Below are 23,994 nucleotides of genomic sequence, written 5' to 3'. Positions count from 1 at the left end.
GCGCCGGGTCGGGCGGGGGGTGTCGCTCGCCCGAACCCGGCCCCGAGGTCCACCCCCTACCGGGTCGACCGCACCTCCGTTGCGTGTTCGTGCAGGCGGGTCACTGCCTCCGCCACCCTGGTGACCGTGGCTGTGTCCATGTGTGACCACAGTGGCAGTGTGAGGACCCGGCTCGCGATGTCGTCCGTTACCGGCAGGTCCCGGGCCGGCAGGTGGGCGTAGGCCTTCTGGCGGTGGACCGGTGGGTGGAAGTAGCGGCGGGAGTCGATGCCTTCCGCCTTCAGCGCTCGCGCCAGCGTGGGGACGTCGAGGCCGAACGGCTCCGGGTCGATCACCAGCGTCAGGTCCTTCCACGTCGATACGTCGCCCTCGGCGAGCACCGGCAACCGCACGCCCGGGACGTCCCGGATCGCCGTCGCGAACGCCGCGACCAGTTCGGTGCGCGTGCGTACCCGCTCCGGCAGACCCCGCAGCGAGACCAGGGCCAGCGCCGCGTGGAGTTCGGACATCCGGGCGTTCAGGCCCGGGAAGACGCAGTCGTAGTCGCCCGGGTTGCCGTACCCGCGCCCCAATCGGCACGCCTGGGCCAAGCCCTCGTCGCGGGTCGCGATCAGGCCGCCCTCGCCCGCGACGACCACCTTCGTCGGGCTGAGCGAGAAGACCTCCGCCGCGCCGAAGCCGCCGATCGGGGTGCCGGCGCGCCGGCTGCCCAGTGCGTGTGCCGCGTCGTAGAGGAGCGGTACCCCCGCGTCGTCGGCGACCTGGGCCAACTCCTCGACCCGACACGGGGTTCCGTACACGTGCGTGGCCATCAGCGCCGAAGCCCCGGACTCGGCCAGCAACTTCGCCGCGTCCGCCGGGTCCAGGGTCAGCGTGTCCGGGTCGACCTCGGCGAACACCGGCGCCGCCCCGGCCCAGTGCGCCGCATGCGCGGTGGCCGAGAAGGTGAAGCCCGGCATCGCCACCGAGCCGTTGACCCCCATCGCCTGGAGCGCGAGCATCAGCCCGCTCGTGCAGTTCGACACCGCCACCACGTACGGCACGTCGAGTTGCGCCGCCGCGGCCTCCTCCAACTCGCGCACCGTGGACCCGTCGGTCAGCTGACCACTCGTCAAGATCGTGTCCAGGCGCCGCGCCAACTCCTCCCGCTCGGGCACCCGCACGCGCGTCAGCGGCAGGCCCTCCGCGAACAGCGCCGTTCCGCCGAGCACCGCCGGCTTGCCGGTCACCGCCATGTCCCATCCCCCCTGAATTCCCCGGGATACCCCGGATCCGTCGAACCTGTCCCCACCGACTCGGAATCGGCCGCGACCGGCATCGTCTGCCGCACGGGCACACGCCGCCGTCTCCGCTCCGAACCACCGCCCGTCGCGGTCTCGGTCCGTTCCGGTTTCGACACCGCGAGCAACACCAGCACGAACGGGAACACCTGGACCCGTTCGCGGGTGAGGATGCCGAAGTTGCGGATGTTCGCGAACGCGAGCGCGAACACCAGTGTGTAGACGATCACGAAGGCCACGTAGGGTCTTCGGATCAGCAGACCCGGAATGCGTTTCAACCGGGGCAACGCCACCACGAACAGGCCCATCAACACGACGCCTTCCAGCGACGCGACCAGGGCCTGGATGTTGTGCGCCTCGAACGGGAACGGCCGGAACAGCACGGTCACCAGCGACTGCGGCAACGCGGCCGGCGAGATCGCCAACGCCGCCTGGTCGTCCACCGCCTGGGCCGAACCGCCCTGCGCGGTCTGCGTCTGGGTCTTGGCGATCACCTGGTTGGCCTGCGCGGCGCCGATGCCGGGCGTACCGAAGAAGGTGCCCACCTGCTGGAGCGCGAGCACGCAGCCCACCCCGAGCACCACGATGCCGAAGGCGGCGCGCAACGGGCCGAGTGCGGAAGCCTGTTGCGGCCGGTTGCGCAGCAGATACCCCACGCACAGCCCGCACAGGAGCAGCACCGTCACGTGCGGTCGCACCATCGTGGTGCCCACCGCGCCCAGGATCAGGAACACGAACGCCCCGCGCTTGCGCACCAGAAGCAGCGCCACGCCGTAGGCGGCCATCCCCAGCGTGAACATCATCCAGGTGTCCTTGCCGATCCCCGACGGCCAGAACAGCAGGGACGGCAGGAAGAACAGCAGCTTGCCGTAGCGGCGCCGATCGCCGTCCGGGTAGGCCACGTTGAACGCGCGCCAGAACAGGTACAGCCCCCAGAACCCGAGCCACGAGTAGACCAGGTAGCCCGCGAGCAGGGACTGGCCGACGATCGCGTACACGATCCCGGTGACGATCATGATGAAGCCGGTGCCGATCACCTTGCGGCCGATGTCCACGGTGAAGTCGCCGTCCCGGAAGTGCGGCGCGATGGCCCGCCCGACCAGGTCGTAGGTCGCCGCGTCGGCGCGACCCTCGTAGAGCACGAAGGACATCCAGTAGCGGGCGAAGCACGCGAGCAGCTTGGCGACCAGCGCGCCGATCACCAACCGCCGTACCCACGGCGGCTCGTCGCGGGAGAACCGGGACAGCAGCGGAACACTGATGGTCAGCAGCAGCGGGAAGACGATCAGCGCGCCCCAGGTGTCGTACGGGCGGTACTCCATCGCCCACGCGAACACCGAGACGTAGACACCCACGGCGGCGAGCGCGAGCAGCGAACCCCACGGCAGCCGCGGCGAACGACCCGTCCACCGGGTGAACCACGCGAGTCGGGACGACAACGGAACTCCTTGCAGGAACGGCGAACCGGCGCGACGCAGGACGGCGGTGGCGCACGGACCGGCTCGGACCGGACCGGCGGCATCGACCGCGGGGCTAGAACACCTCCAAGTCCCCCAGGGAGAGCTGCCACGAGCGCAGGTCGTGGACGTCGATCGGGTGCGGGTGCACGGGCCGCGCGACCAGGAGCATGCCGGTGCGCGGCGGTGTGGCGTAGCCCGCGTAGCGGGCCGCGCGGGCCGCCTCCGAGCCGCGCGCCAGGTGCGTCGCGACGTGGTCGCACCCGGACATGGCGACCCCGGAGAAGAGCTTGCGCGCGGTGTCCCGGTCGCCCGGGCGGACCACCATCTGGGACAGCGTGAACTCGACCAACGGCCCGCGCAGGCGCGGTCGGCCGAACACCACGCCGGTCAACTCGCCGTTCTTGTAGGAGGCGACGACCCGGTAGTCCAGGCCCGGCGCCTCCCCGTAGCGCCAGCGCAGGAAGTCGCCGGTGAGCGCGGTGCGCAGCTTGTCGTGCCCGATCGCCGCGTCGCCCGCGTCGGCCTCGGCGACCAGTTCGTCGAAGCCCACCGCGGCCCGGGGATCGGAGAAGAACTGACGGGCGGTGGGGAAGCGGCAACGGGCCGCCGGGTCGTCCGAGTTCCAGGATTGGGAAGTGCCCGTCGGATCACCCGAGGCGCGCAACTCCTTGAGCCCGCGCGCGAAGGCGAGCGGCCGGATCGGGTGCAGCGCGATCGGCACCTTCCCGACCTCCTGCCAGCCCATCTTCAGATAGCCGGGCAGGCTGTTGCCGTTGGGGGTGTTGAACACCAGCGAGGTGTCCGCCTCGATCCGCTCCAGCAGATCGGTGGTCAGCCGGCGGAACAGGCCGCGGCCCTGGACGTCGGGATGGGTCGCGGTGTCCACCGCGCGCACCGCCCGGATCACCTCGCCGCCGAATACGAACTCCCAGCGCAGAAAGAGCCGTACGGCCATCACCCGACCGTCGGCACGCTCCGCGACCAGGCCCGGGCTGGCGCCGAACGGGTTGTCCCGATGCTTCCAGCGGAAGAACTCCGAGGTGCGCTCGCCGGTCGGCCCGCCGGACAGCGCCGCGCCCAGCAGATCCAACACCCGGGGCTCGTCGTGCTTGCCCAACTCCCGGACGGTGAAAGGCGAATTCCCGCGTTCCTGCCCACTCACCGCGACCCCTCCAGCACTCTCGCGTACACATCCTCGATCCGTCGCTGGGCGCCCGCGACGTCGAACTCGGCGGAACGCTTGTGCGCCGCCTCGCCGCACGCCCGCCGGCGCGCCGGGTCCGCGGCGAACGCCGCCAGCGCGTCGCCGAACGCCCGGGGGTCGCCCGGCGGCACCACCGCGCCCTCGATTCCGTCCGTGACGATCTCCGGCATCCCCCCGACGGCGGTCACCACCGACGGCAGGCCCACCGTCATCGCCTCCATCAACGAGACCGGCAGCCCCTCCTGACGCGAACTCAGCGCGAACACGTCGAAGGCGGACAGCAGGGTCGGTACGTCGCCGCGCGAGCCGGTGAAGACCACCGAGCCCTTGAGGTCGGCCCGGTTGGCCCGCTCGCGCAGGGTCGCCTCCAGCGGCCCCGAGCCGATCAGCACCAGGAGCGCGCCCGGATGCCGTTCGCGGACCCGGGCATGCGCGTCCAGCAGGCCCAACTGGTCCTTCTTGGGCGTGAAGTTGGCCACCGTGCCGACGATGAAGGCGTCCTGGTCCAGGTCCAGCATCCGGCGGGCCCGCTCCCGGGCGCCGGGACCGGCGAACGCATCGCCGAGATCCGGGCCGTGGTGGATCACCGTCGGGCTGACTCCGGGCCGCAACCGGCCCGGGACGATGCTCTCGGCCACCGCCGTCGAGACCGCGATCACGCCGCTGTTGCGCCGGTAGGTCCACGCGTTGGCGAGCCGGGTGGGCCGCCGATAGCGCGGCCACATGTTGTGCTCGGTGTGCACGATCGGTACGCCGGCCGCCACCACGCGCGCGGCGACCGCCGGGACCGGCATGTGCGTGTGGATCAGCCCGTAGCCGCGTGCCCGCACCAGCGTGCGCAGCCGCAGCGGCCAGGTCCGGCCGCCGCCCAGGCAGTGCACCGTGATGCCGAGTCCGCGCAGCGTCGGGACCAGCGCGTCCTTCCACGGCAACACGTAGGCGACCTCGACCTCGTAGCGTTCGTCGTCCAGGTGACGGGCGCAGTTGACCAGCAACTGCTCGGCACCACCGCGCCCCAGACCCTTGGCGAGCCACAGGACGCGAACGCGCTCTCCCATCAGCGATCCTCCGAGCCGAGTTCGACGGTGGACCACGTGTCGAAGTGCGGACCCAATTGGGCGCCGTCTCCCGCGCCGCCGTGCAGCGCCCGCTCGGCGGCCGACTGCACCCGGAAGCCGGCGCCGCCGTCCTCGCTCGGGGCGGGCGGGTCGGTGCGCTGCGAGCCGTGGCCGTGCTCGGTCGACTCCGGCTCGCCCTCGGTGAGTTGGTTGCGCTTGGCCCAACTCGGCGCGGGCCGCTCGGCGTCCTCCTCCGGCTCGGTCGGCGCTCCGCCGGAGCGACCGCGCAGCACCAGGCCGCCGACCGCGCCCATTCGGCCCACCGAGCCGATCCGCGGCCCGCGCTTGAGGCCGCCGCCCATCGCCCCGGTCGGATCCACGCCGAGCAGCGCGACGCCGGCGATCGGTACCCCGGTCCGGGTCAACAGCTCGCCCACCCGGGACGCCTGATCGGCCGTCAGGTTGCCGCTGCGGGCCACCACCAGCATCGCGTCGGCGTGCTGTACCAGGTCGTTGGTGTCGTTCGCGTACATCAGCGGCGCGCTGTCCACCAGCACCACGTCCGCGTGGTGTCGGGCCCGCTGGACCACCTCGCCGGCACGCAGGAGCAGCGCGGCCGGGTAGGCGGCCGGCGCCCCGGCGGTGATCAGCCGCACATTCGGGATGTTCGTCCCGCGCACCACGTCGCCGAGGTCGATCTCCTGCTCGGCGAGCAGGACTTCCGACATGCCCTTGCCCGGCTTGGCGCCCAGGTACAGGTGGGTGGCCGGATTGCGGAAGTCGCAGTCCAGGACCAGCACCGAGCGGCCCGCCTCGGCCAGCGCCGCGGCCAGGTTGGCCACCGTGCTGGTTCGCCCGTCGCCCGGCTTCGAGGACACCACCAGGATCACCGGCGCCGGATCGCTGACCCGGCGCACCGGCATCGCGGTGGCCCGGGTCTGCCGCGGGTCGGTGCCGCCGAGCCGATAGGCGAGCCCGGGCGGACCGGTGAGCAGCAGCGCCGAACGCAGCGTGCGATACGCCTCCGCGACCGGGCTGTCCGGACGCCCCGCGACCAACACCGCGTGTCCGGCGCGCTGCCGGCGCGGGGCCCTGGGCACCTCGGCGATCACCGGGAGGCCGAACGCGTCCTCCAACTGGATCCGTCCGCGCAGCCGCACGTCCATCCGGTCGACCATGAGCGCGGCGATCAACCCGAGCGCGAGGCCGAGCGCCGCCGCGAGCGCGATCCGCAACGGCCGCGAGGTCGGCGCCAGGATGCTGGTGGTGGAGTCCGCCGTGCTCTTGAGGCCGTCCATCACCTCGATCTTGGGGTCGTTCAGCGGGTTGACCAACTCCTGCTGCTGCCCCACGAGGGTGGTGTATTGGGTCCGCTTCGCGTCGAACTCCGCCTGGAGGGTGGCACGTTTGGTGGTGTTCTTGTCCAGCGCGTCGATGTCGGCCTTGAGCTTGTCCAACTGTGCGGTCATGCTGTCCGCCTGACCCTGCCGGGTCTTGCGCTGCGAGTCGCCGAACGCGGCCACCGTCTCCTGGGCCCACGCGCTCGCCAGCTCCTCGGCGGCCTTGCGGTTGGGCGCCTTCGCGGAGATCGTCACCAGGCCCAGGTTCGGGTTCAGTTGCGAGGTGACCTTGGCCGCGAGCACCGCCGGATCGGGGTTGTTCAGCCGCTTCGCCACCCGGCGGGCCACCTCGCCGCCGTCGGTCATCAGTTGTACCGGCGCGAGGTTGAACTCCTTCGCCGAGTTGGGCGCGGGCAGCACGTTGACCGAGGCGGTCCACTGGTTGCCCGTGCCCTTGGGGTCCGATGGGGTCAGGATCAGCCCCGCGAGCAGTCCGATCGCCAGACAGGCGAGCACCAGCGGCCAACGACGCTGGAGAACGGAGAAGTAGCTAGAGGTTTCCACCGGTCCCCCTCCGGTTCGAGGTGCCACCGCGCGATGGGACCGCGGGGCAGGCCAAACGTAGAGCACGCGGGGTGCCGAACGACCCCTCGACTGTGCCGGAAGTGTGGAGATTCCGTCGAGATCCGACCTGCCGTGTTCGCACGGCCGTCACCGCACCGGACCTGACAACCCGTCACGGCCCGCTCCGGGGCCGAGTGCCCGGGTGTAGAACGCGACCATCCGGTCGCAAACGCTGTCGATCGTGTACTCCTCGCCGAAACGTCGATACGCCGCATCCGCGCGCATCGCGGTCTTCTCCCGCTCCGTCAGGGCCGAGACCAGCGCCGTCGCCAGCGCCTCGGGCGAATCCGGCGGCACCAGGGCCGCGCAGTCGCCCGCCCCGGTGATCTCGCGCACCGGGGGCAGGTCGCTGGTGACGATCGGCGTCCCCACCCCCATCGCCTCGATCAGCACGCTGCCCAAACCCTCCCAGCGCGAGGGCAGCACGAACACATCGGCCGCGCCCATCAGATCGGGCACGTCGTCGCGGTATCCCAGGAACCGTACGGGTTCCGCGCCGTCCGGGGAATCCCCGGCCAGGCCGGCCGCCGTCCTTCGCAACGACTCGGTCTGCCCACCGGGCGGACCGGCCAGCAGCAGCACCGCGTCCGGCACCTCACGGCGCACCGACGCGAACGCCGCGAGCAGCACGTCCAGTCCCTTCTGGTATTCCTGCCGGGCCGCGGTGACCAGCACCGGGACGTCGGCGCCCAGGCCCAACTCGGCTCGGGTGTGCGCCCGTCGCTCGCGCGCGGCGGCCAGCGCCTCGGGATCGCGTCCGCGCGGCACCACCTCGATCCGCGAGCGGCGCACGCGCAATCGGCGCGACATCACGTCGGCCACGTGCTCGGTCAGCGCGTGGAACCGGCGCACCCCCTGCCCGCTGGCCGCGTCCAGACCCTGTGCCGCGCGCAGTTTCCACGGCCGAATGCCGGGCTGGGTCCGCATCTCCGCCCCGTAGGAGGTGTTGACCAGGCTCGACACCACCGGAACACCGGTCGCCAGTGCGGCGATTCGCCCGGCGATGTCCGCCTCGTACAGGGTCGTGTGCACCAGATCGGGCCGGCGATCACGGATCACCCGCGCCAATCCGCGCACCGAACCGACCCGCGAGCCGCGATGCACCCCGAACAGCGATGCGCCCGCCTCGACCAACTCCGGTTGAAAACCGTCCAGATCCAGGAGATACGCGACATCCAGGGTGACGCCGCGCCGGATCAGTCCCGGAGCCATCGCCACGGCCGCGCGTTCGGCGCCGCCGACCCGATCCACGCTGTCGATCACCTGCAGCACGTGCACTGCCTCACCCCTGCCATCCCCCGCGCTCTCCCGACGCGGCCGTCGGTCACGGGACGCCCCCACCCCGCACCGCCGAGCATGTCATCGATACGCCCCCGGCGGGGCGGGATTCGTGACAACCTGTCACCCCATGGGGACAACGACGGGTCGGCGTGGGGTCCTGCACGTCGTGACCGACCCCCGACGACGGGGTTCACAGGCGTTCGCGCACGATCTGGACGCGGCGCTGCGCGAACGAGGGCGATCATCAGCGGTCGTCGCGCTGTCCGGCACCGGGGAGATGGACTTCCCCGTGCTCGGGCCGGGGCGACTGCACCCGAGCACGCTGCGCGAACTTCGTCGGCGGGCGGCGGGCGCGGGCGTGGTGATCGCGCACGGCTCGACCACGCTGGACGCGTGCGGGATCGCCCTCGCGGGCACCGGCACGCCGTTCGTCTACGTCAACATCGGCGATCCCCGGCACTGGGCGCGCGACTCGCTGCGCCGGGCGCGGGTGGGGCTGCTGCTGCGCCGGGCGGCGGCGATCGCCTCGGTGTCGCCGACGGGTCGGGAAATCCTGCTGCAGACCTACCGGTTGGCGCCCGGGCGGGTACGGGCGATCCCCAACGGGCGGCGTCCGGAGCGGTTCCGGCCACCCGACTCGACCGATCGGTCCAAGGCACGCGCCGAGTTGGGGCTGCCGACGGGTGCGACGGTGCTCGTCGTGGTCGGTGCGCTGGCCGTGGAGAAGCGGGTCGCGCTGGCCATCGAGGCCTTCGCACGGCTCGTGGAGGCGGCTTCGGAGCGCGTCGAGGTGGCAGCGAAGCCTCCCGAGGTGACTTCGGAGCCCGCCGAGCCCCGGACTTCGGAGCCCACCGAGCCCCCGACTTCGGAGCCCGTCGCACCCCCGACTTCGGACCGCGCCGAACTCACGACCACGGAGCGCGCCGAGCCTCCGACGTCGGAGCGCGCCGAAACCCCGACGTCGGGGCCCACCGAACTCCCGGACTACCACCTGCTCGTGGCCGGTGAGGGCCCCGAGCGCGCGGCCCTGGAGGCGCTGGCCGCGCGGCGTGCCCCGGGGCGGGTCACCTTCACCGGCAACCTCGCCGACCTGGGCCCGGTGTACCGCGCCGGCGACGTGCTGGTGCTCTCCAGCACCAGCGAGGGCGTGCCGGGAGTCCTGGTCGAGGCGGGCATGACCGCGATCCCGGCCGCCGCGACCGACGTCGGGTTCGTCCGCGACGTGGTGGTGGACGGGGTCACCGGGGCGCTCGCCGAGGTGGGCCCCGGCGCCGGGGATCCGGCCCCTCTGGTCGCCGCGATCCGCCGGGTGCTGGCCGACCGGGAAGCGATGGGGCGTGCGGCCAGGGCCCATTGCCTGGAACGACACGCGATGGAGACCGTGGTGGACGCGTGGACCGCGTTGCTCGACGAACACACGCGCTGACACCGCGGCGTCGAGGGAAGGATCGGGACGACGCCTCGGCGTCGAACGCAGGACTCGGGACGGGGCGCGAGCCCCGATTCCCGTACGGCCGAATGCGACTCGTGGGGAGATCGCATGTGCCAAGGTTGTTGTCGAACCAGGGAGGGGGAGTCCGTGGGGGAGTATGTGGGGGGTGCCGTCGGCATGCCCGGCGACGGCGTGAGCAGAATCGGCGATCTCGGCCGGGCGAGCCGGCACGCCCGGCCCGGTGGCAGCGTCGACGAACCCGCCGATCACCGAACACACGTCAACGGAGCGCCCCTCGCGGGCCACGGGGGAGCGACCACGCCGACCATCGACAGTCGCACCGGTACCGGACGACACGCCGCGCCCGCGGCCGGCGTCGGCAGCGGCACGGGCCGCATCGCCGCCGCCCAGGCGCCCGACCCGGAGGTCAAGGGACCGCCGCCGGAACTGCGCTTCAAGCGCCGCACCAGCCTGTTCCGCGGCATCCGGGAGTTGTGGCACTCGCGCGAACTCGTCCGCACGCTGGCCGAGCGCGACCTCAAGGCCCGCTACAAACAAGCCGTTCTCGGCTTCGCCTGGGCGATCATCACGCCCGTCCTGCTGATGCTGGTGTTCACCATCGTCTTCCAGCGGGTGGGCAACCTCAGCGAGACCGCGCACAAATACGACGTGCCCTACCCGCTGTTCAGCTACCTGGGCCTGCTCCCGTGGACGTTCTTCATGTCCTCGGTCACCCAGGGCTCGTCCTCGCTGGTGTCCAACGGACCGCTGCTGAACAAGGTCTACTGCCCGCGCGAGGTCTTCCCGTTCGCCACCGTGATCGTGGCCACCGTCGACATGCTGATCGCGTCGAGCGTGCTGGTGGTGCTGTTCGCGGCCTACACCACCCCGCCCGCCGCGACCATGTGGGCGCTGCCGATCCTGCTGCTCATCCAATTCGAGGTCACCCTCGGCGTGGTGCTCGTGCTGTCCGCGGCGGTGGTCTACTTCCGCGACATCCGACACGTGTTGCCGCTGCTCATGCAGATGGGCATGTTCGCCACCCCGGTCGCCTACGGCATGGACCAGATCACCAAGGACTGGCTGCTGCCCTACGTGATCAGCAATCCGCTCGCCGCGGTGATCGACGGCTACCGGCGCTCGATCCTGTACGGACAACAACCCGACTGGGAACTCACCGGCGCCGCCGGTGCGTCGGCGACCGTGCTGCTGATCGTCGGGTACAAGATCTTCAAGAAGCTCGAGGCGGGGATCGCCGATGTCGCCTGACCGCACGTCGACCACGCTCGCGCCGGCCAAGCCGGGCACCCTCGCGCCGGGCACGATCCAGGCCGAGCACCTGTGGAAACGCTTTCGCGCGGACAGCCAACGCATGTTGCTCCGGGACAACCTGGGCCGCATCGCGCGCAAGTTGTCCGGCCGCGATCAGGCCGACTGGCGCTGGGCGTTGCGCGACATCCACATCCACATCGACCCCGGCGAGGCGGTCGGCCTGATCGGCTCCAACGGGTCGGGCAAGTCGACGCTGCTCAAGATGCTCACCGGCGTGATGTACCCGTACGCCGGCCGCCTCCAGGTGCGTGGCCGGGTCGGCGCGCTGATCGAGGTGCGCGCGGGCATCCACCCGGACCTGACCGGACGTGAGAACGCCTTCCTGTACGGCTCGTTGCTCGGCCTCAAACGGGCCGAGGTGGCCAAACGCTTCGACGACATCGTCGACTTCGCCGAACTGGGCACGGCGATCGACCGGCAGGTCAAGTGGTACAGCTCCGGCATGCAGATGCGCCTGGGCTTCGCGGTCGCCGCGTTCCTGGAGCCCGACGTGCTGCTCGTCGACGAGGTACTGGCCGTCGGCGACGCGCTGTTCCAGCAAAAGTGCCTGGACCGCATGCGGGTGGTGCTCGAACAGGGCACCACGCTGGTCCTGGTCTCGCACGACCTGGCGTCGGTCGAGTCGATCTGCACGCGCGGCATCTGGCTGGAGCAGGGCGAGATCCGCACCGACGGCCCGATCCGGCAGGCGCTGCGCGGATATCGGGACAGCGTCGAGGAGGAGACGGAGGCGCGCACCCGCACCGACGAGGCGATCCGCACCACCTACGTCGACGTGCGCGGGGTGGACACCGCCGGAGCCACGACCAACCGGTCGATGGTCGTCGAGGCCGACTTCGTCGGCGACTTCCGCGGCTCGGCCACCGTGCACATCGGCGTCACCGAGGGCACCGCGAGCCCGGTCTTCACCACCCGCCGCGACGTGCGGTTCGGCCCGTCGGGCACCCGGGTCAAGTGCACCCTGGACCGACTGCCGCTGCCCCGGGGGCGCTACGCGCTGTGGATCGGCGTCTACGACGGCGACGGACACCCGCTGACCGCCTGGCATCCGGCCAAACAGTTCGACGTGGCCGGTCCCGAACTCGACACCCCGCCGCGCGCGGTCGTGCTCGCCGCGCCGGTCTACGTCGACCACACCTGGGAGGGGTGAACGACCGTGCGCATCCTGGTGTGTCCGCACGACATGCAACTGGGCGGCAGCTCGATCAACGCGGTGGACCTGGCCCGCGCGGTGCGCGACCTCGGCCACGAGGTGTGGGTGATGGGCCGTCAGGGCCCGCTGCGACAAAGGGTCGCCGCCGCGGGTCTGCCGCTGCTCGCGCTGCCCGAGCGGGCGCACGTACGTCCCTCGCCCGCCGTCTCGCGCGCCATCGCGGCGGCGGTGCGTCGGCATCGGATCGACGTCGTGCACACCTACGAATACTGGCCGCTGGTCGAGGCGTTCCTGGGCGCGTTCGTGCCGCGCGGCACGCCCGTGCTGGGCACGATCATGTCGATGGGCAGCCTGCCGCCGTACTTCCCGCGCACCGGCGTGCCGCTCACCCTCGGCTACGGCGACCTGTACGAGGAGACCGGCGAGGTGCGCGGCCTGGAGGGTGCGCGCGTGCACCTCCTCGAACCGCCGGTGGACACCGCGATCGACCACCCGGTCGCGGACGGGGCCGACGCCGAGGTGGACGTGGACGCCTTCGCCGCCGAACACGGGCTGCTCAAGCCCGCGCCCACCGTGGTGCTGGTCTCGCGGCTGGCCCGCCACCTCAAGCAGGAACACCTGGAACGCACCGTCGACGCGGTGGCCCGGCTGTCCCCGGAACTGCCCGGGTTGCGGCTGGTGCTGGTCGGCGGCGGCTCGATCGAGAGCGAACTCCAGGCCCGGGCCGCGGCGGCGAACGCCGAACTGGGCCGGCGCGCGATCGTCCTGACGGGCGAGATGGCCGACCCGCGACCGGCGTACGCGCTGGCCGACGTGGTGGTCGGGATGGGCAGTTCGGCGCTGCGCGGGATGGCCTTCGGCAAACCCACCGTGGTGGTCGGCGAGCAGGGCTTCAGCGAGCCGGTGACACCCGAGACGATCGACGGGTTCGACGGGCTCGGCTTCTACGGCCTGGGCACGGGCCGAATGCCCGTCGAACAGGACCCGCTGGTCGGTCAGTTGACCGCGCTGCTGGGCGACGAAGCCGAGCGCGAGCGCATCGGCGCCTGGTCGCTCGACCTGGTCCGGGAGCGCTTCGCGCTGGACAGCCAGGCGCTGCGACTCGTCGACTGGTACGAACAGGCCCGTGCCGACCACCCGCCCGCCCGCGGCCGGGTCGGTGAGGCGGTGCGTGTCGGCGGACGCCTGGTCGGCTTCAAGGCCGGGCAGCGCGGTCAGGCACTGCGCCGGCGCACCCGGGGCGGGCGCGGAGCCTCGGCCCAATGACCCGGCCGGCGGGGCTGACCCTGCTGCACGTCGGGGCCTTCTCCGGGTCGGTGCCGGCGTTGTGCCGGGCGCTCGCCGAGCGCACGGAGGTGGCCGCGCACGACCTGATGCCGCTGGCCCGCGCGCCGGGTCTGGCCGCCGCCCGGCTGCGGGCGGTGCACGAGGCGCGGCTGGCCGGTCCCGGGACGCCGTGGACCAAGACCGGCGCCTGGACGGCGGCGCTGGACCGCCGGGTGCGCTCGCGCGGACTGCTCGACCCCGGGCGGCAGGTACTGATCGTGCAGACGCTGCCCGCCCTGACCCCGCCGCCGGGCGTGCGCTACGGCGTGTACACCGACCGGGTCGGCCTGGAGGGCGCGGCCGTCGGCGGCGTGCACCGATCCCGGTACTCGGACGGGTGGTTGGCCCGGGAGCGGCGGTTGTTGCTGGGCGCGCACCGGGTGTTCGTGATGGGGCCCAGCACGGCCGACGTGCTGGTGCGCGACTACGGCCTGGCCGCCGATCGGGTGCACGTGGTCGGCTCCGGGACCAACGCCGAGCCCGCGCCGGAGGCCGATCCCGGGCCGGGCGGCGCGGATCCGCCCCGGCTGCTGTTCGTGGGCACCCAGTGGGAGCTCAAGGGCGGCCCGCTCCTGCTCGCCGCCTTCGCCCGGCTTCACGCCCGCGACCCGCGCCATCGGCTGACGCTGGTCGGCAGCGGTCCGGCGGGAGAGTTGCCGGCCGGGGTGACCGCGCTGGGCCGGGTGCCGCACACCGCGATGGGCGCCGCGTACGCCGCCGCCGACGCGGTGGTCATCCCCACGCACATGGAGGCGTTCGGGATAGCCCTGATCGAGGGCCTGATCCGGGGGCTGCCGTGCGTCGCGTCGACCGTCGGCAACCAGCCCTGGATCATCGGCGACGCGGGCCTGACCGTACCGCCGGGCGACGAGGACGCCTTGGTCGTCGCGCTGCGCCAACTGAGCGCCGACTACCCCTCGTTCCGTAAACGTGCGGCGGTCCGCGGCGAGGAACTGCGGGCGACGATGACGTGGCCGACGGTAGCCGCGCACATTCTGGCGGAACTGCGCGGATAGCGGTTCGGTGACGGCCGGTCGCCGGCCGTTGACAGCCGCTTCGTCCCGGTCTGGGATGAGGCGGTATGGAGACGCTTTTCGAGCACGCGGGCGGACACGAGGGCCTGCGCCGGTTCATCGACATCTTCTACGGCGACGTCCTGGCCGACCCGCTCCTGCAGCCCCTGTTCGGCGCGGGACGCCCGGAGCACGTGGACCATCTGACCGCCTTCACCGCCGAAACCTTCGGCGGACCGGACGACTTCACCCGGACCATGGGCGGCTTCACCCATCTGATCGAGGTCCATCGCGGCCTGAAGATCTCCGAGGAACAGCGCCGACGCTTCGTCGAGCTCTATCTCGCCGCGACCGACAGAGCCGAACTGCCCCCCGACGAACCGTTTCGGGAGGCGCTGCGCTCGCACGTGGAGTTCGGCACCCACGTGGCCAAGCAGAACTCGCACGCCGAGACCGACGACGAACTGCACCCGCTGCGCGAAGTCCCGCACTGGGACTGGCCGCCGATCGCGTGAAGCCGGGCCCGGCGACGTTCCCCTCGCCGCCGGGCCCGCTCCGATCCGCGGGGAGGCGCCTAGTCCCGGCGCAGCGCCGCGCGTTCGTATACCCGGGCGAAGCCGTCGAGCATGTGCTGCCGGGTGAAGCGCGCCAGCACCCGCTCCCGGCTGGCCGCGCCCATCCGGGCCCGGGTGTCCGCGTCGGTGAGCAGCTCCCGGCAGGCCATCACCAGTCCGCCCCGATCGCCCGCGCGCAGCAGTCGCCCGGTGACCCCGTCGGCGACCACGTCGGTGACCCCGCCCACCGCCGTGCCCACGACGGGCACGCCCGCGACCATCGCCTCGGCGACCGCGAGGCCGAAACCCTCGTAGTGGGACGTGGACAGGAACAGGTCGGCCGCGTCGAACGCGTCGCCCAGCCGAGGCAGCGGCGGCACCACCCGCACGTGCCTGCCCACCCCCAACTGCTCGATCAGCGCCGGGATCTCCGGTTCCTGGCGGCCGATGATCAGGAACACCACCGGCGGTCCGGCGTCGCCGAGCTTGCGCACCACGTCGGCGCCGACCCGCACCATCAGCGGGATGTTCTTCTGCGCGGCCCGGCCCACCCCGACCACCACGAGCGCCTCGGGCGCGATGCCCAACTCGGCGCGGAGCGCGGCCCCGGCGGCCGGATCCGGCTCGTGGACCGGCACCCCCAGCGGGACCAGCGGGATGCGCTCGGGCCGCCGGCGCACGATCGCCGCCGTCGCGTCGCGGACGTGGGTCGAGTGGGCGAACGGCCGGAACCCGGCCGCCTTGACCATGCCGACCTCGATGCCGTTGGTCAACCGCGAGTGCAGCCCGTCCTTCAGCGGCTCGTGCACCTCCATCACCCGGGGCAGCCGGGGGCAGGCGAGTGCGGCGGGCAGCGAGAGCCGGGCCGTGCCGCTGTGCGCGTGCAGCACGTCCGGGCGCAACTCCCGGACCTTCGCCGCGATCCGCAGGCCCAGCCGCACCTCGTCCCGGGGCCCGGTGGGCCCGGTGTGGTCCAGCGCGTGCACCGTCACGTTCGGGCCCAGCTCGTCGAGTTCGTCCTCCTCCCAGGCCGGTCGGGCGCTGATCGCGTGGCAGTCGAAGCGCTCCGGGTCGAGCCCGGCGAGCACCTGCCGGCTCACCTGCGGGATGCCACCGCCGACACTCAGTCGCCACACCACGTGGACGAGCCTGATCCGCTCCTTCACGATTCCCCCCGCGCCGGTCGCCGCCGGCGATCCCGGGCCCGGCGGGCCGCGGCCTTCGCGCCGAGGAGCGCGCCGGCCGCACCGCGGGCCACCAACCATGTCGTGTCGTATCGATCGGTCGCGCCGAATCGATGCTTGAACTCCTCGGCGCCGCGCAGGAAGTCGAACGTGGCCACCTTGCGCTCGGCCAGCGCGGTCAGCGTCTCGTGGAACAACACCGTGCCCAGGCTCGCCTTCGCATAGGCCGGATCCCAGCCCAACTGGTAGTACGCGAACGTGTCCCGCCACAGGAACCCGTACAGGACCCCCACCACCGCGCCCCCCGGCTCCCGGGCCACCAGCGCGCACGGCCCGCGCCCGGGCTCGGCCCGGGCCGCCAGCGCCGCGTGCAGCGGACGCCGGGAGGCGTCGAACGCGCTGGAGCCGCCGATCGTGTCCCGGCGCAGCCGATGCAGCCGCAGCAGGTCGTCGAACACCTGCGGCGTCAGCTCGCCGGGCCCCGCCCAGGTGAACACGACCCCGTCGGCCGCGAGCCGGCGCGCCTTGCGCCGCACCCCCTGGCGGTGTCGGGCCGAGCCCAACGCGTCCGGGTCGGCGGGCATCACCGGACAGGCGGTGCGCTCGATCTCCCGGGCGCCGGGCGGTAGATACGGATCGCCGGTGCCCGGGTCCAGGTGCGGGAAAAGCATGCTGCGCCGCCGGGCGAACGCGGCCAACCAGGCCCGTACGTCCTCGTGCAGGTGCGGCGCCACGGCGAACCCGCAGTGGTCCGCGGCGCCGGTCCCGCTGCCGAGTACCGTCCACACCGGCACCCCGCCGGGCAGCCGCGGATGCAGCCGCTCACGGGTGCGCAGCAGCGGGACGACCGCCTCGGCGGCGCCGTCGGCCCCGCGCCACACCGCGACCAGTACCCGCCCGGCCTGCTCCCGGCCCAGCGACTCGGTCCAGCCCAGCACCCAGTCGGGCGTGGTGAAGTACGACGTCCCGGGTGTCTCGGCGACCAGCGCGCGCCAGGACGGCACCAGCGCCGCCAACTCCCCGGGCGAGCGCAACAACGTGGGCAGAGCAAGCACGACGATCCCCCCGGACCTCGAAGCCGACGCCGAACCGGACCGGACCCCTCACCGCCCGCCGCGCAACGCGTGCACGGCCGGATGCAGCCCGGAGACGATGGTGGCGAACCGATCCGGGCGGGTGTTCGAGCCGACCCGCAGGCGGGAGATTCGCAACGGGTGGTCGGGAAGCCGGGGTCCGAGCCGGTGGTCGAACAGGAAGCCCGAACGGTAACCCAGTTCGTCGAGCAACCGCTCGGCGCGCACGTCCCAGTTGCCGTTCGGATACGCGAACGAACTCGGCGCCCGACCCAGGAGCCCGGTCAACCGCTCGTGCGCGTCCACCACTTCGGCCCGCACGTCCGCGTCGGAGCAGCGGTCGAGCAGCGGATGGGTGAGCGAGTGGTTCTCCACCCGGATTCCCCCCGACTCCAGCGTGCGCAGGTCCGCGCCGGTCAACTGCTCGCCGAGCACCGGCTCGTGCCCCTCGCGCAGCGCGGCGAGCAGGCGCAACCGGCGCTCCTGCGGCACGGTCTTGAGATACGCGACCCACCCGCTCGGGGACCGCGCCGGCTCGCCCGCCACGCGCGCCCCGGCGGCGACCAACCGGTGCGCCTCGTGCCACCAGAACGGCGTGCGCGAATCGATCGCCGAGGCCACCACGTAGGCCACCCCGGGGATGCCGCGCTCGCGCAACAGCGGCAGACCCCGCTCCAGGATGCTGCGCTCGCCGTCGTCGAAGGTCAACAACACCGCCCGGGCGGGCAGCGGGCGTCGATCGCCCAGCGCCGCCTCCACCTCGTCCAGCGACACCGGCCGGGCGATCCGCAGCAGCCGGTCCAACTGCCCGGCGAACACGGCCGGATCGGAGATCCCGTGATACCCGAGCACGGCCAGCCGCAACCGGGACCGGCGGGCGAACCACACCTGCGCCGGCGACCGGCGCAACAGCGCGTCACCACCGCCCCGCACCGACGACCGCACCGACGACCGCAACATCCCCACCCTCGAACCGCCCACCCGCGCCTCCCCGGTCCCGCGGCTCCCCGGCCTTTCGGCCCCCGCTGCCGGAACCGTAACAGCGGGGTCACCTCTCGTCAGCCGGACACCGAACGTCCGCCCGGCCGACACCGAACATCCGCCCGAACTCCCGCCACGTCATGGCAAGGTCGTGAACGTCGGATATCGCGGAACATCACCCACGACTCGTGGACGGATCGCGAAACACCCTTCACGCGTGACCCATCCGGCCTAATCTGGTCGGCGGGCGACCCGAGCCCCGACCGTGTGGGGGCGGCGGCGCCGGTCGGGCACAAACGTTCCGATGCTGCTCACATCGGGACCGCGAGGTGGGGGCCGGGCGATGAATCGTGCATCGACCCTGCGCGCCGAGGAGATCGATGGCGATCTCGCTCGCGCGTGGGACGAAATGGTGGTCGGACGGGGGGTACAGGCAGACGTCTTCGACACCCACGCGTGGGCGTCGTCGTGGTTGGCGACCCGACCACGACGCGCCGAACACGTGCGTGTGCCCGCCGTGTTCGTCGGCGATCGGCCACTGGCCCTGCTGCCGCTCGAACTCGACTCGACCGGCCGCGCCCACGAACTCGGCCGCGGCCAGCGCGAACGGACACGTGTCGTCATCGGCACTCCCGAACCGCGCCCCGACGTGCTGGGCGCGCTCGCGGGCGAACTGCGCCGGCTCGGCATCCGCGAGTTGACGCTGCACCGCGTGCCCAGCCGCGACCCGGCCACACACGCGCTGCTCGGCGCGCTGCGCGAGGCCGGGTACGCGGTGGACGTGCGCGAGCGCATGACCGACATGATCGAGTCCACCCCCGACGGCTGGTCCGGCTACCGGGCGCGCCATCGCGGCTTCGACAGCGCCGTCGGACAGACCACGCGCCGCGCCGGCCAGTTGTGGAAGTTGCGGGTCGTCGCGTACGGCGCCCCGGGCGGCCCGCCGCTCACCGCCGGACTGGCCGACCACGAGGAACTGTTCGACCTGAGCTGGAAGGGCCGACTCGGCGCCGCCCCGGAACGCCGCCGGCTGCTCACCCGCGCGCTCGACGAACGCGGCCTGGCCCGGCTGTACGTGCTCTACGCCGAGGACCGCGCGATCGCGTCCTGCCTCGGCGTGCGGATCGGCCCGGTGATGCACTGGCACACCGTCGCCTACGACCCGGCCGCGGCGCTGCTGTCGCCGGGCAACGTGGTGCACTGGCGCGCCCAGGAACTCGCCTTCGCCGAGGGCGGGTTGACGCTGATCGACCTGCTGCCGGGGGCGAGCCCGCTGAAGGACCGGGTCAGCAGCGAACGACCCGCGCTGCTCGACGTGTGCGCGGCCCGGGTACCGCGCCGGGTGTTGCCGCTGCTGCGCGGCGCCCGCGAGGTGCAGCGCGCCGTACCGATCGCCACGCGCGCCCGGATGGGCCGGCTGCGCGCCCGGGTCGGTGCCGTCCCGCCCGGCCACGCCGGCACCGCCCGCCGGCTGGAGGCGCGGCCGGCGACCGAGGTGCCGGCCCGACCCAGCCCCGAACTGACCTTGGACCAGCCCACCTTGCGCCTGCTCACCGTGGCCTGCGCGCGCCGGGGCCCGGAGGAGATGCGCGCGGACTGGGGACCGGACGACCGCTGGTATCGGATCGGCGCGGGCCCCCTCGCTGTGGCCCGGGTCGACATCGGTGAGCCGGTGCCCACCCTGCGCGAGGTCGTGCGCTACGACCCGGCATACACCCTGGAGGCGATCGCGCTGATGCTCGCCGACCTGCTCGCGTCGCCCGTCCGCTACCTGGACGAGGTACCCGTGCGCGACCCCCGCCTGCGCTGGCCGCGCACCTGGACCGGGCTCGATCCCGGCGTCGTCGACCACGCCGCCCTCGGTCACGCCGACCCCGACGCCGCCGACCACGCGGCCGCCGCCCCGGACGCCGAAGCCGACCCCGGCGGCCGGGAACACGGCGAGCACGGGGCCGCCGACGCACCCGGAGCGCACGGCGCACCCGGAGCGCACGGAGTCCCCGGAGCACCCGACGCAGCCGGCGTCCCCGAAGCACACGGAGCACCCGGCGCGCTCAGCCGGGCCGAGGGGGCCTGATGCGGGCCCGCCCGATGCACCCCCTGGAGATCGACGGCGCCTTCGCCACCTCCTGGGACCGCCTGGTCGCCGCGCGGGGCGTGCACGCCGACCCGTTCGACACACACGCCTGGTTCGCCTCCACCCTGCACGGCCACCACGACCCGCTGGACGACATCCGCGTGGTCTCCGTGCTCGACGCCGCCGATCAACCGCGCGCGCTGCTCCCGCTGGAGCGGATCGGCCCCGACCGCTGGGGCGTCTTCTCCGCACACCGCCGTCCCCGCAGCCATGTGGTGGTACACCCCGACGAGCCGCACGGCGCCGACTCGATCGCCGACGCCCTCGCCCGCACCGGCGTGCGCGAACTGCGCCTGCACCGCATGCCCAGCCGGGACCCCGAGACGCACCGCCTGATCGCCGGGCTGCGCGCCTGCGGCTACACCGTCGACGCCCGGGAGAAGGCCTGCGACATGCTCGCCGGGGTCGACGGCGGCTGGGCCGGCCACCGGGCCCGGTTCCGCAGCTTCGACCGCTACGCGCACCGCTTCGCCACCCGGGTCCGCGCGCAGTGGGACCTGACCGTCGACCGGATCGGCGGCCCCGGCACCCGCGAACACGACTTCGACGCCGGTTTCGCCGTCTACACCGACCTGTTCGCCCGCAGCTGGAAGGGCCCGCTCCAACCCGCCGCCGCCGACGCGCGGCGCGACCTGATTGCCCGCGCCGCGCGACACGACTGGGCCCGGCTGTACATCCTGCGCGTGGACGGGGTGCCGGCCGCGATGCACCTGTGGTTCCGCCTCGGCGACGTGGCCACCTGGCACTCCACCGCCTACGACGAACGATTCGCCGCCCTGGGCATCGGCACCGTGGTGCAGTGGCAGGCCCAGGAACTCGTCCTGGCCGAACCCTGGCCCGCCGGCACCCGGCCGCGCCTGGTCGACCTGATGCCCACCCGCACCCCGCAGAAGTTGCGACTCGCCCCCGAACGCCCCGCCCTGTGGGACGTCGAGGCGGTCCGCGACCGACGCCTGCTCGCGATCACCCTGCCCGCGCGCGGCTTCGCCCGGGCCACCCGGATGTCGGTCGAGCAACACCTGCGGGTACGGCGCGCCAAGACCGCCCCGGTCGAGCCGGACCTGGTCGCCGAGACGGTGATCCCACCCGCGATCAATCCCCACGAGGGCGGCGACAAACCGGACCCGGTACACGAGGCCGGCCTCGCCGACAACCGCGCGATCGCGCTCGCCTGCGGCTACCGGGGCACCGACACGGTCGACGCCGGCCGCGCCCGCGGCGAGACCTGGTGGCTGGTCGGCGAGGAACCGCACACCCTCGTACACCTGGGCCCGGACCGGACCGTGCACACCGTCGCCGCCCTCGGCGCCGACCGCACCCGGCCGCACGACCGGCAACCGCAGGACGCCGCACGCAGCGTGGCCACCGCCCTCGGCGAGACGCTGCGCCTGTACCTGCCCGACCCCGCCGGAACCCCCGGCACGCCCCTGCGCCGGGAACCGGAACCGGTTCCGTGGCCGGTCGCCCGCACCGGCCCGACCCGCCTCACCTCGAAGGGCACGACCCGATGACCGCCATCAGCGGCGACCGCGTGCGCACCACGCTCAAGCGCGGCCTGGCCGCCACCGCCCTCGCCCGCGACCCCGCACCCGGTGCCACCCTGCTCATCTACCACCGCGTCGGCGGCGGCACCCGGGACGAACTCGACCTGCCCGCCGACGCGTTCCGCACCCAGCTCGACCTGCTGCCCGCCCGGCACGTGGTCTCCCTGGACACCGCCGTGGACCGCCTCGCGGCCGGCGACCCCACCCCGTCGATCGTGCTCACCTTCGACGACGGCTTCGCCGACGTGTACGCCAACGCCTGGCCCGAACTGCGGGCCCGCAAGCTGCCGTTCACCCTCTACCTGGCCACCGGCTGCATCGACGCCGAGATGCGCTGGGAGGGCTCCACCGGCACCAGCGGCGGATCCGCCGCGCTGACCTGGGACCAGGTGGCCGAACTGGCCGACTCGGGACTGGCCACCATCGGCAACCACACCCGCAGCCACGCCCGCCCCGAAGCGCTCACCGCGACCGAACTCGACGACGCCTCCGACGACATCGAACGCCGACTCGGCCGCCGCCCCGCGCACTTCGCCTACACCTGGGGCGTCGCCGTCCCGGACATGGAACACGCGCTGCGCTGCCGGTTCCGCAGCGCCGCCACCGGTGTGCTCGGCCGCAACCGGCCCGGCTGCGATCCGATCCGGCTGCGCCGGGTCCCGGTCCGGCGCACCGATCCGCCCGCGTTCTTCCGAGCCAAGCTCGGCGGCCGGCTCGGCCAGGAACGCGCCTACGCGGCCGTGGTCGGCCTCGGCAAGAGGGCCGGTGCGCATGCGTGAGCCACGTGGACCGGGCGGGCGCCCGCTGCGGATCGCCCACCTGACCACCATCGACATGAGCCTGGCGCTGCTGCTTCGCACCGAACTGGAAGAGGACGTCGCCGCCGGCTTCGAGACCTTCGGGATCAGCGCGGCCGGCCCCTACGTGCCCGGGATCGAGGCGCTGGGCGTCACCCACGTCCCGCTGAACTCGCTCACCCGGGCCTGGAATCCGCGCCGCGACGCCGCCGCGGCCGGTGAACTCGTGCGCACGCTGCGCCGGTTGCGCCTGGACGTGCTGCACACCCACAACCCCAAGACCGGCGTGCTCGGCCGCCTGCTCGGCCGCGCCGCCAAGGTGCCCGTCGTGGTCAACACCTGCCACGGCCTGTGGATCCGCCCCGGCGACCCGTGGGCCCGGCGCGCGTTCGTCCTCGGCACCGAGAGCCTGGCCGCCCGTGCCTCGCACGCCGAGCTGTACCAGAACGCCACAGACCACGCCACGCTGCGCCGGGCCGTGCCCGGGTGGCGCTCGCGCGTGGTCGGCAACGGCACCGACCTCACCCGCTTTCGCCCCGATCCGGTCGCCCGCGCCACGATCCGCGCCGAACTCGGGGTGGCCGAAGACGAACTCCTCGTCGGCGGAGTCGGGCGGCAGGTCGCGGAGAAGGGCATCCTCGAATACGTGGAAGCAGCCGGACTGCTCGCGGGCAAGGCCCGATTCGTCTGGATCGGACCCGAGGACCCGGACAAGCCCGACGCGATCGCCCGGGCCGCGCACGACTCGCCCGTCGAATTCGTCGGTGCGCGCGCCGACATGCCCGCCGTCTACAACGCGCTCGACGTCTTCGTACTGCCCTCGCACCGCGAGGGCTTCTCACGATCCGCCATGGAGGCCGCCTCGTGCGCGCTGCCCATGGTGCTCAGCGACATCCGCGGCTGCCGCGAGATCGGCACCCACGGCGAACACCTGTTGCTCGCGCCGGCCGGGGAGTCCCGCTCCCTGGCCGCCGCGATCGACCGCCTGATCGGCGAACCGGACCTGCGCGCCGCACTCGGCGCCGCGGCCCGGAGCCGCGCGCTGGCCGAGTTCGACCAACGACGCGTGGCCCGCGTCTCGATCGACACCTACCGGGCCGTGGCCGCGCGCCGCGGCCTGGGCTGGACGTGAGGCACCGAGGCACTGAGGCACACACGAGGCGCCGGCCGGTGAGGGAGACGCCACCGGCGCCCGCAGAACACCACAATCCAACGCCACAC

19 protein-coding genes are annotated in these 23,994 nt (G+C 73.2%); 10 read left to right on the top strand and 9 right to left on the bottom strand.

Translation table 11 applies throughout. The annotated features are described in order from the left end of the window. Positions 1 to 56: 56 nt before the first annotated feature. From EMA17_RS34535 to EMA17_RS34510, 6 genes are all read right to left on the bottom strand, one after another. Positions 57 to 1,235, bottom strand: a complete 1,179-nt coding sequence (locus tag EMA17_RS34535; RefSeq protein WP_126641116.1) for a DegT/DnrJ/EryC1/StrS family aminotransferase — start codon at positions 1,233 to 1,235, stop codon at positions 57 to 59. Beyond that, positions 1,226 to 2,719, bottom strand: coding sequence for a hypothetical protein (locus EMA17_RS34530; RefSeq protein ID WP_126641115.1), 1,494 nt, complete (start codon positions 2,717 to 2,719; stop codon positions 1,226 to 1,228). The genes EMA17_RS34535 and EMA17_RS34530 overlap by 10 nt, the downstream gene beginning before the upstream one ends. A gap of 94 nt (positions 2,720 to 2,813) precedes the next feature. Next, positions 2,814 to 3,902, bottom strand: a complete 1,089-nt coding sequence (locus EMA17_RS34525) for a GNAT family N-acetyltransferase (RefSeq protein ID WP_126641114.1) — start codon at positions 3,900 to 3,902, stop codon at positions 2,814 to 2,816. Then, positions 3,899 to 5,002, bottom strand: coding sequence for a glycosyltransferase (locus tag EMA17_RS34520; protein WP_126641113.1), 1,104 nt, complete (start codon positions 5,000 to 5,002; stop codon positions 3,899 to 3,901). Before EMA17_RS34520 ends, EMA17_RS34525 begins: the two co-directional genes overlap by 4 nt. Continuing rightward, positions 5,002 to 6,906 (bottom strand): tyrosine-protein kinase domain-containing protein, encoded by a 1,905-nt coding sequence (locus tag EMA17_RS34515; protein WP_126641112.1) that lies wholly within the window; start codon positions 6,904 to 6,906, stop codon positions 5,002 to 5,004. The genes EMA17_RS34520 and EMA17_RS34515 overlap by 1 nt, the downstream gene beginning before the upstream one ends. 147 nt (positions 6,907 to 7,053) lie before the next feature. Next, complete coding sequence (locus EMA17_RS34510; protein WP_126641111.1) at positions 7,054 to 8,244, bottom strand: glycosyltransferase family 4 protein; 1,191 nt, start codon at positions 8,242 to 8,244, stop codon at positions 7,054 to 7,056. A 169-nt stretch (positions 8,245 to 8,413) separates the two neighbouring features. On the opposite strand from EMA17_RS34510, the gene EMA17_RS34505 reads away from it, so the two are divergent. The 6 genes from EMA17_RS34505 to EMA17_RS34480 all read left to right on the top strand — a co-directional run bounded on the left by EMA17_RS34505 (position 8,414) and on the right by EMA17_RS34480 (position 15,018). After that, positions 8,414 to 9,673 (top strand): glycosyltransferase family 4 protein, encoded by a 1,260-nt coding sequence (locus EMA17_RS34505; protein ID WP_160161673.1) that lies wholly within the window; start codon positions 8,414 to 8,416, stop codon positions 9,671 to 9,673. Positions 9,674 to 9,826: 153 nt separating this feature from the next. Further along, on the top strand, positions 9,827 to 10,948 hold the full coding sequence (locus tag EMA17_RS34500) for an ABC transporter permease (protein ID WP_246127096.1): 1,122 nt from the start codon (positions 9,827 to 9,829) through the stop codon (positions 10,946 to 10,948). Beyond that, on the top strand, positions 10,938 to 12,161 hold the full coding sequence (locus EMA17_RS34495) for an ABC transporter ATP-binding protein (protein ID WP_126641109.1): 1,224 nt from the start codon (positions 10,938 to 10,940) through the stop codon (positions 12,159 to 12,161). Before EMA17_RS34500 ends, EMA17_RS34495 begins: the two co-directional genes overlap by 11 nt. Before the next feature lie 6 nt (positions 12,162 to 12,167). Then, entirely contained in the window at positions 12,168 to 13,430 is a 1,263-nt protein-coding gene (locus tag EMA17_RS34490; RefSeq protein ID WP_126641108.1) for a glycosyltransferase family 4 protein, read from the top strand. Next, positions 13,427 to 14,506 carry a glycosyltransferase family 4 protein gene (locus EMA17_RS34485; RefSeq protein WP_126641107.1) on the top strand — a complete coding sequence of 360 codons (1,080 nt, stop codon included), beginning with the start codon at positions 13,427 to 13,429 and terminating at the stop codon, positions 14,504 to 14,506. The genes EMA17_RS34490 and EMA17_RS34485 overlap by 4 nt, the downstream gene beginning before the upstream one ends. Positions 14,507 to 14,571: 65 nt before the next feature. Further along, entirely contained in the window at positions 14,572 to 15,018 is a 447-nt protein-coding gene (locus tag EMA17_RS34480; RefSeq protein ID WP_126641106.1) for a group II truncated hemoglobin, read from the top strand. Positions 15,019 to 15,077: 59 nt separating this feature from the next. Here EMA17_RS34480 and EMA17_RS34475 read toward each other — a convergent pair whose 3' ends face one another. The 3 genes from EMA17_RS34475 to EMA17_RS34465 are packed head-to-tail and all read right to left on the bottom strand — an operon-like array spanning position 15,078 to position 18,295. Then, positions 15,078 to 16,223: a glycosyltransferase family 4 protein gene (locus EMA17_RS34475; RefSeq protein ID WP_160161672.1), complete on the bottom strand. Its 1,146-nt coding sequence runs from the start codon at positions 16,221 to 16,223 to the stop codon at positions 15,078 to 15,080. Beyond that, positions 16,220 to 17,296 carry a GNAT family N-acetyltransferase gene (locus tag EMA17_RS34470; protein WP_126641104.1) on the bottom strand — a complete coding sequence of 359 codons (1,077 nt, stop codon included), beginning with the start codon at positions 17,294 to 17,296 and terminating at the stop codon, positions 16,220 to 16,222. Before EMA17_RS34470 ends, EMA17_RS34475 begins: the two co-directional genes overlap by 4 nt. 48 nt (positions 17,297 to 17,344) lie before the next feature. Further along, positions 17,345 to 18,295: a polysaccharide deacetylase family protein gene (locus EMA17_RS34465; RefSeq protein WP_246127095.1), complete on the bottom strand. Its 951-nt coding sequence runs from the start codon at positions 18,293 to 18,295 to the stop codon at positions 17,345 to 17,347. A 343-nt stretch (positions 18,296 to 18,638) separates the two neighbouring features. On the opposite strand from EMA17_RS34465, the gene EMA17_RS34460 reads away from it, so the two are divergent. The 4 genes from EMA17_RS34460 to EMA17_RS34445 are packed head-to-tail and all read left to right on the top strand — an operon-like array spanning position 18,639 to position 23,905. Continuing rightward, positions 18,639 to 20,372: a GNAT family N-acetyltransferase gene (locus EMA17_RS34460; protein WP_160161671.1), complete on the top strand. Its 1,734-nt coding sequence runs from the start codon at positions 18,639 to 18,641 to the stop codon at positions 20,370 to 20,372. Continuing rightward, positions 20,372 to 21,943 carry a GNAT family N-acetyltransferase gene (locus tag EMA17_RS34455; protein WP_126641102.1) on the top strand — a complete coding sequence of 524 codons (1,572 nt, stop codon included), beginning with the start codon at positions 20,372 to 20,374 and terminating at the stop codon, positions 21,941 to 21,943. The genes EMA17_RS34460 and EMA17_RS34455 overlap by 1 nt, the downstream gene beginning before the upstream one ends. Next, a complete protein-coding gene (locus tag EMA17_RS34450) occupies positions 21,940 to 22,755 on the top strand; it encodes a polysaccharide deacetylase family protein (RefSeq protein ID WP_126641101.1) in 816 nt (271 codons plus the stop codon). The genes EMA17_RS34455 and EMA17_RS34450 overlap by 4 nt, the downstream gene beginning before the upstream one ends. Next, positions 22,748 to 23,905, top strand: a complete 1,158-nt coding sequence (locus EMA17_RS34445) for a glycosyltransferase (protein WP_246127094.1) — start codon at positions 22,748 to 22,750, stop codon at positions 23,903 to 23,905. The genes EMA17_RS34450 and EMA17_RS34445 overlap by 8 nt, the downstream gene beginning before the upstream one ends. Positions 23,906 to 23,994: the final 89 nt, after the last annotated feature.

Origin of the sequence: Embleya hyalina, from assembly GCF_003967355.1 — a bacterium.
GTDB lineage: Bacteria > Actinomycetota > Actinomycetes > Streptomycetales > Streptomycetaceae > Embleya > Embleya hyalina.
Note: the sequence above shows the minus strand (reverse complement) of the source record. Positions and strands in the feature narration are given on the sequence as shown.

What these genes read in the sequence shown, in the direction of transcription:
- EMA17_RS34460 (WP_160161671.1), top strand. Translation starts at nt 18,639, where the DNA reads ATGAATCGTGCATCGACCCTGCGCGCCGAGGAGATCGATGGCGATCTC.
- EMA17_RS34520 (WP_126641113.1), bottom strand. Translation starts at nt 5,002, where the DNA reads ATGGGAGAGCGCGTTCGCGTCCTGTGGCTCGCCAAGGGTCTGGGGCGC.
- EMA17_RS34445 (WP_246127094.1), top strand. Translation starts at nt 22,748, where the DNA reads ATGCGTGAGCCACGTGGACCGGGCGGGCGCCCGCTGCGGATCGCCCAC.
- EMA17_RS34485 (WP_126641107.1), top strand. Translation starts at nt 13,427, where the DNA reads ATGACCCGGCCGGCGGGGCTGACCCTGCTGCACGTCGGGGCCTTCTCC.
- EMA17_RS34495 (WP_126641109.1), top strand. Translation starts at nt 10,938, where the DNA reads ATGTCGCCTGACCGCACGTCGACCACGCTCGCGCCGGCCAAGCCGGGC.
- EMA17_RS34535 (WP_126641116.1), bottom strand. Translation starts at nt 1,235, where the DNA reads ATGGCGGTGACCGGCAAGCCGGCGGTGCTCGGCGGAACGGCGCTGTTC.
- EMA17_RS34450 (WP_126641101.1), top strand. Translation starts at nt 21,940, where the DNA reads ATGACCGCCATCAGCGGCGACCGCGTGCGCACCACGCTCAAGCGCGGC.
- EMA17_RS34480 (WP_126641106.1), top strand. Translation starts at nt 14,572, where the DNA reads ATGGAGACGCTTTTCGAGCACGCGGGCGGACACGAGGGCCTGCGCCGG.
- EMA17_RS34455 (WP_126641102.1), top strand. Translation starts at nt 20,372, where the DNA reads ATGCGGGCCCGCCCGATGCACCCCCTGGAGATCGACGGCGCCTTCGCC.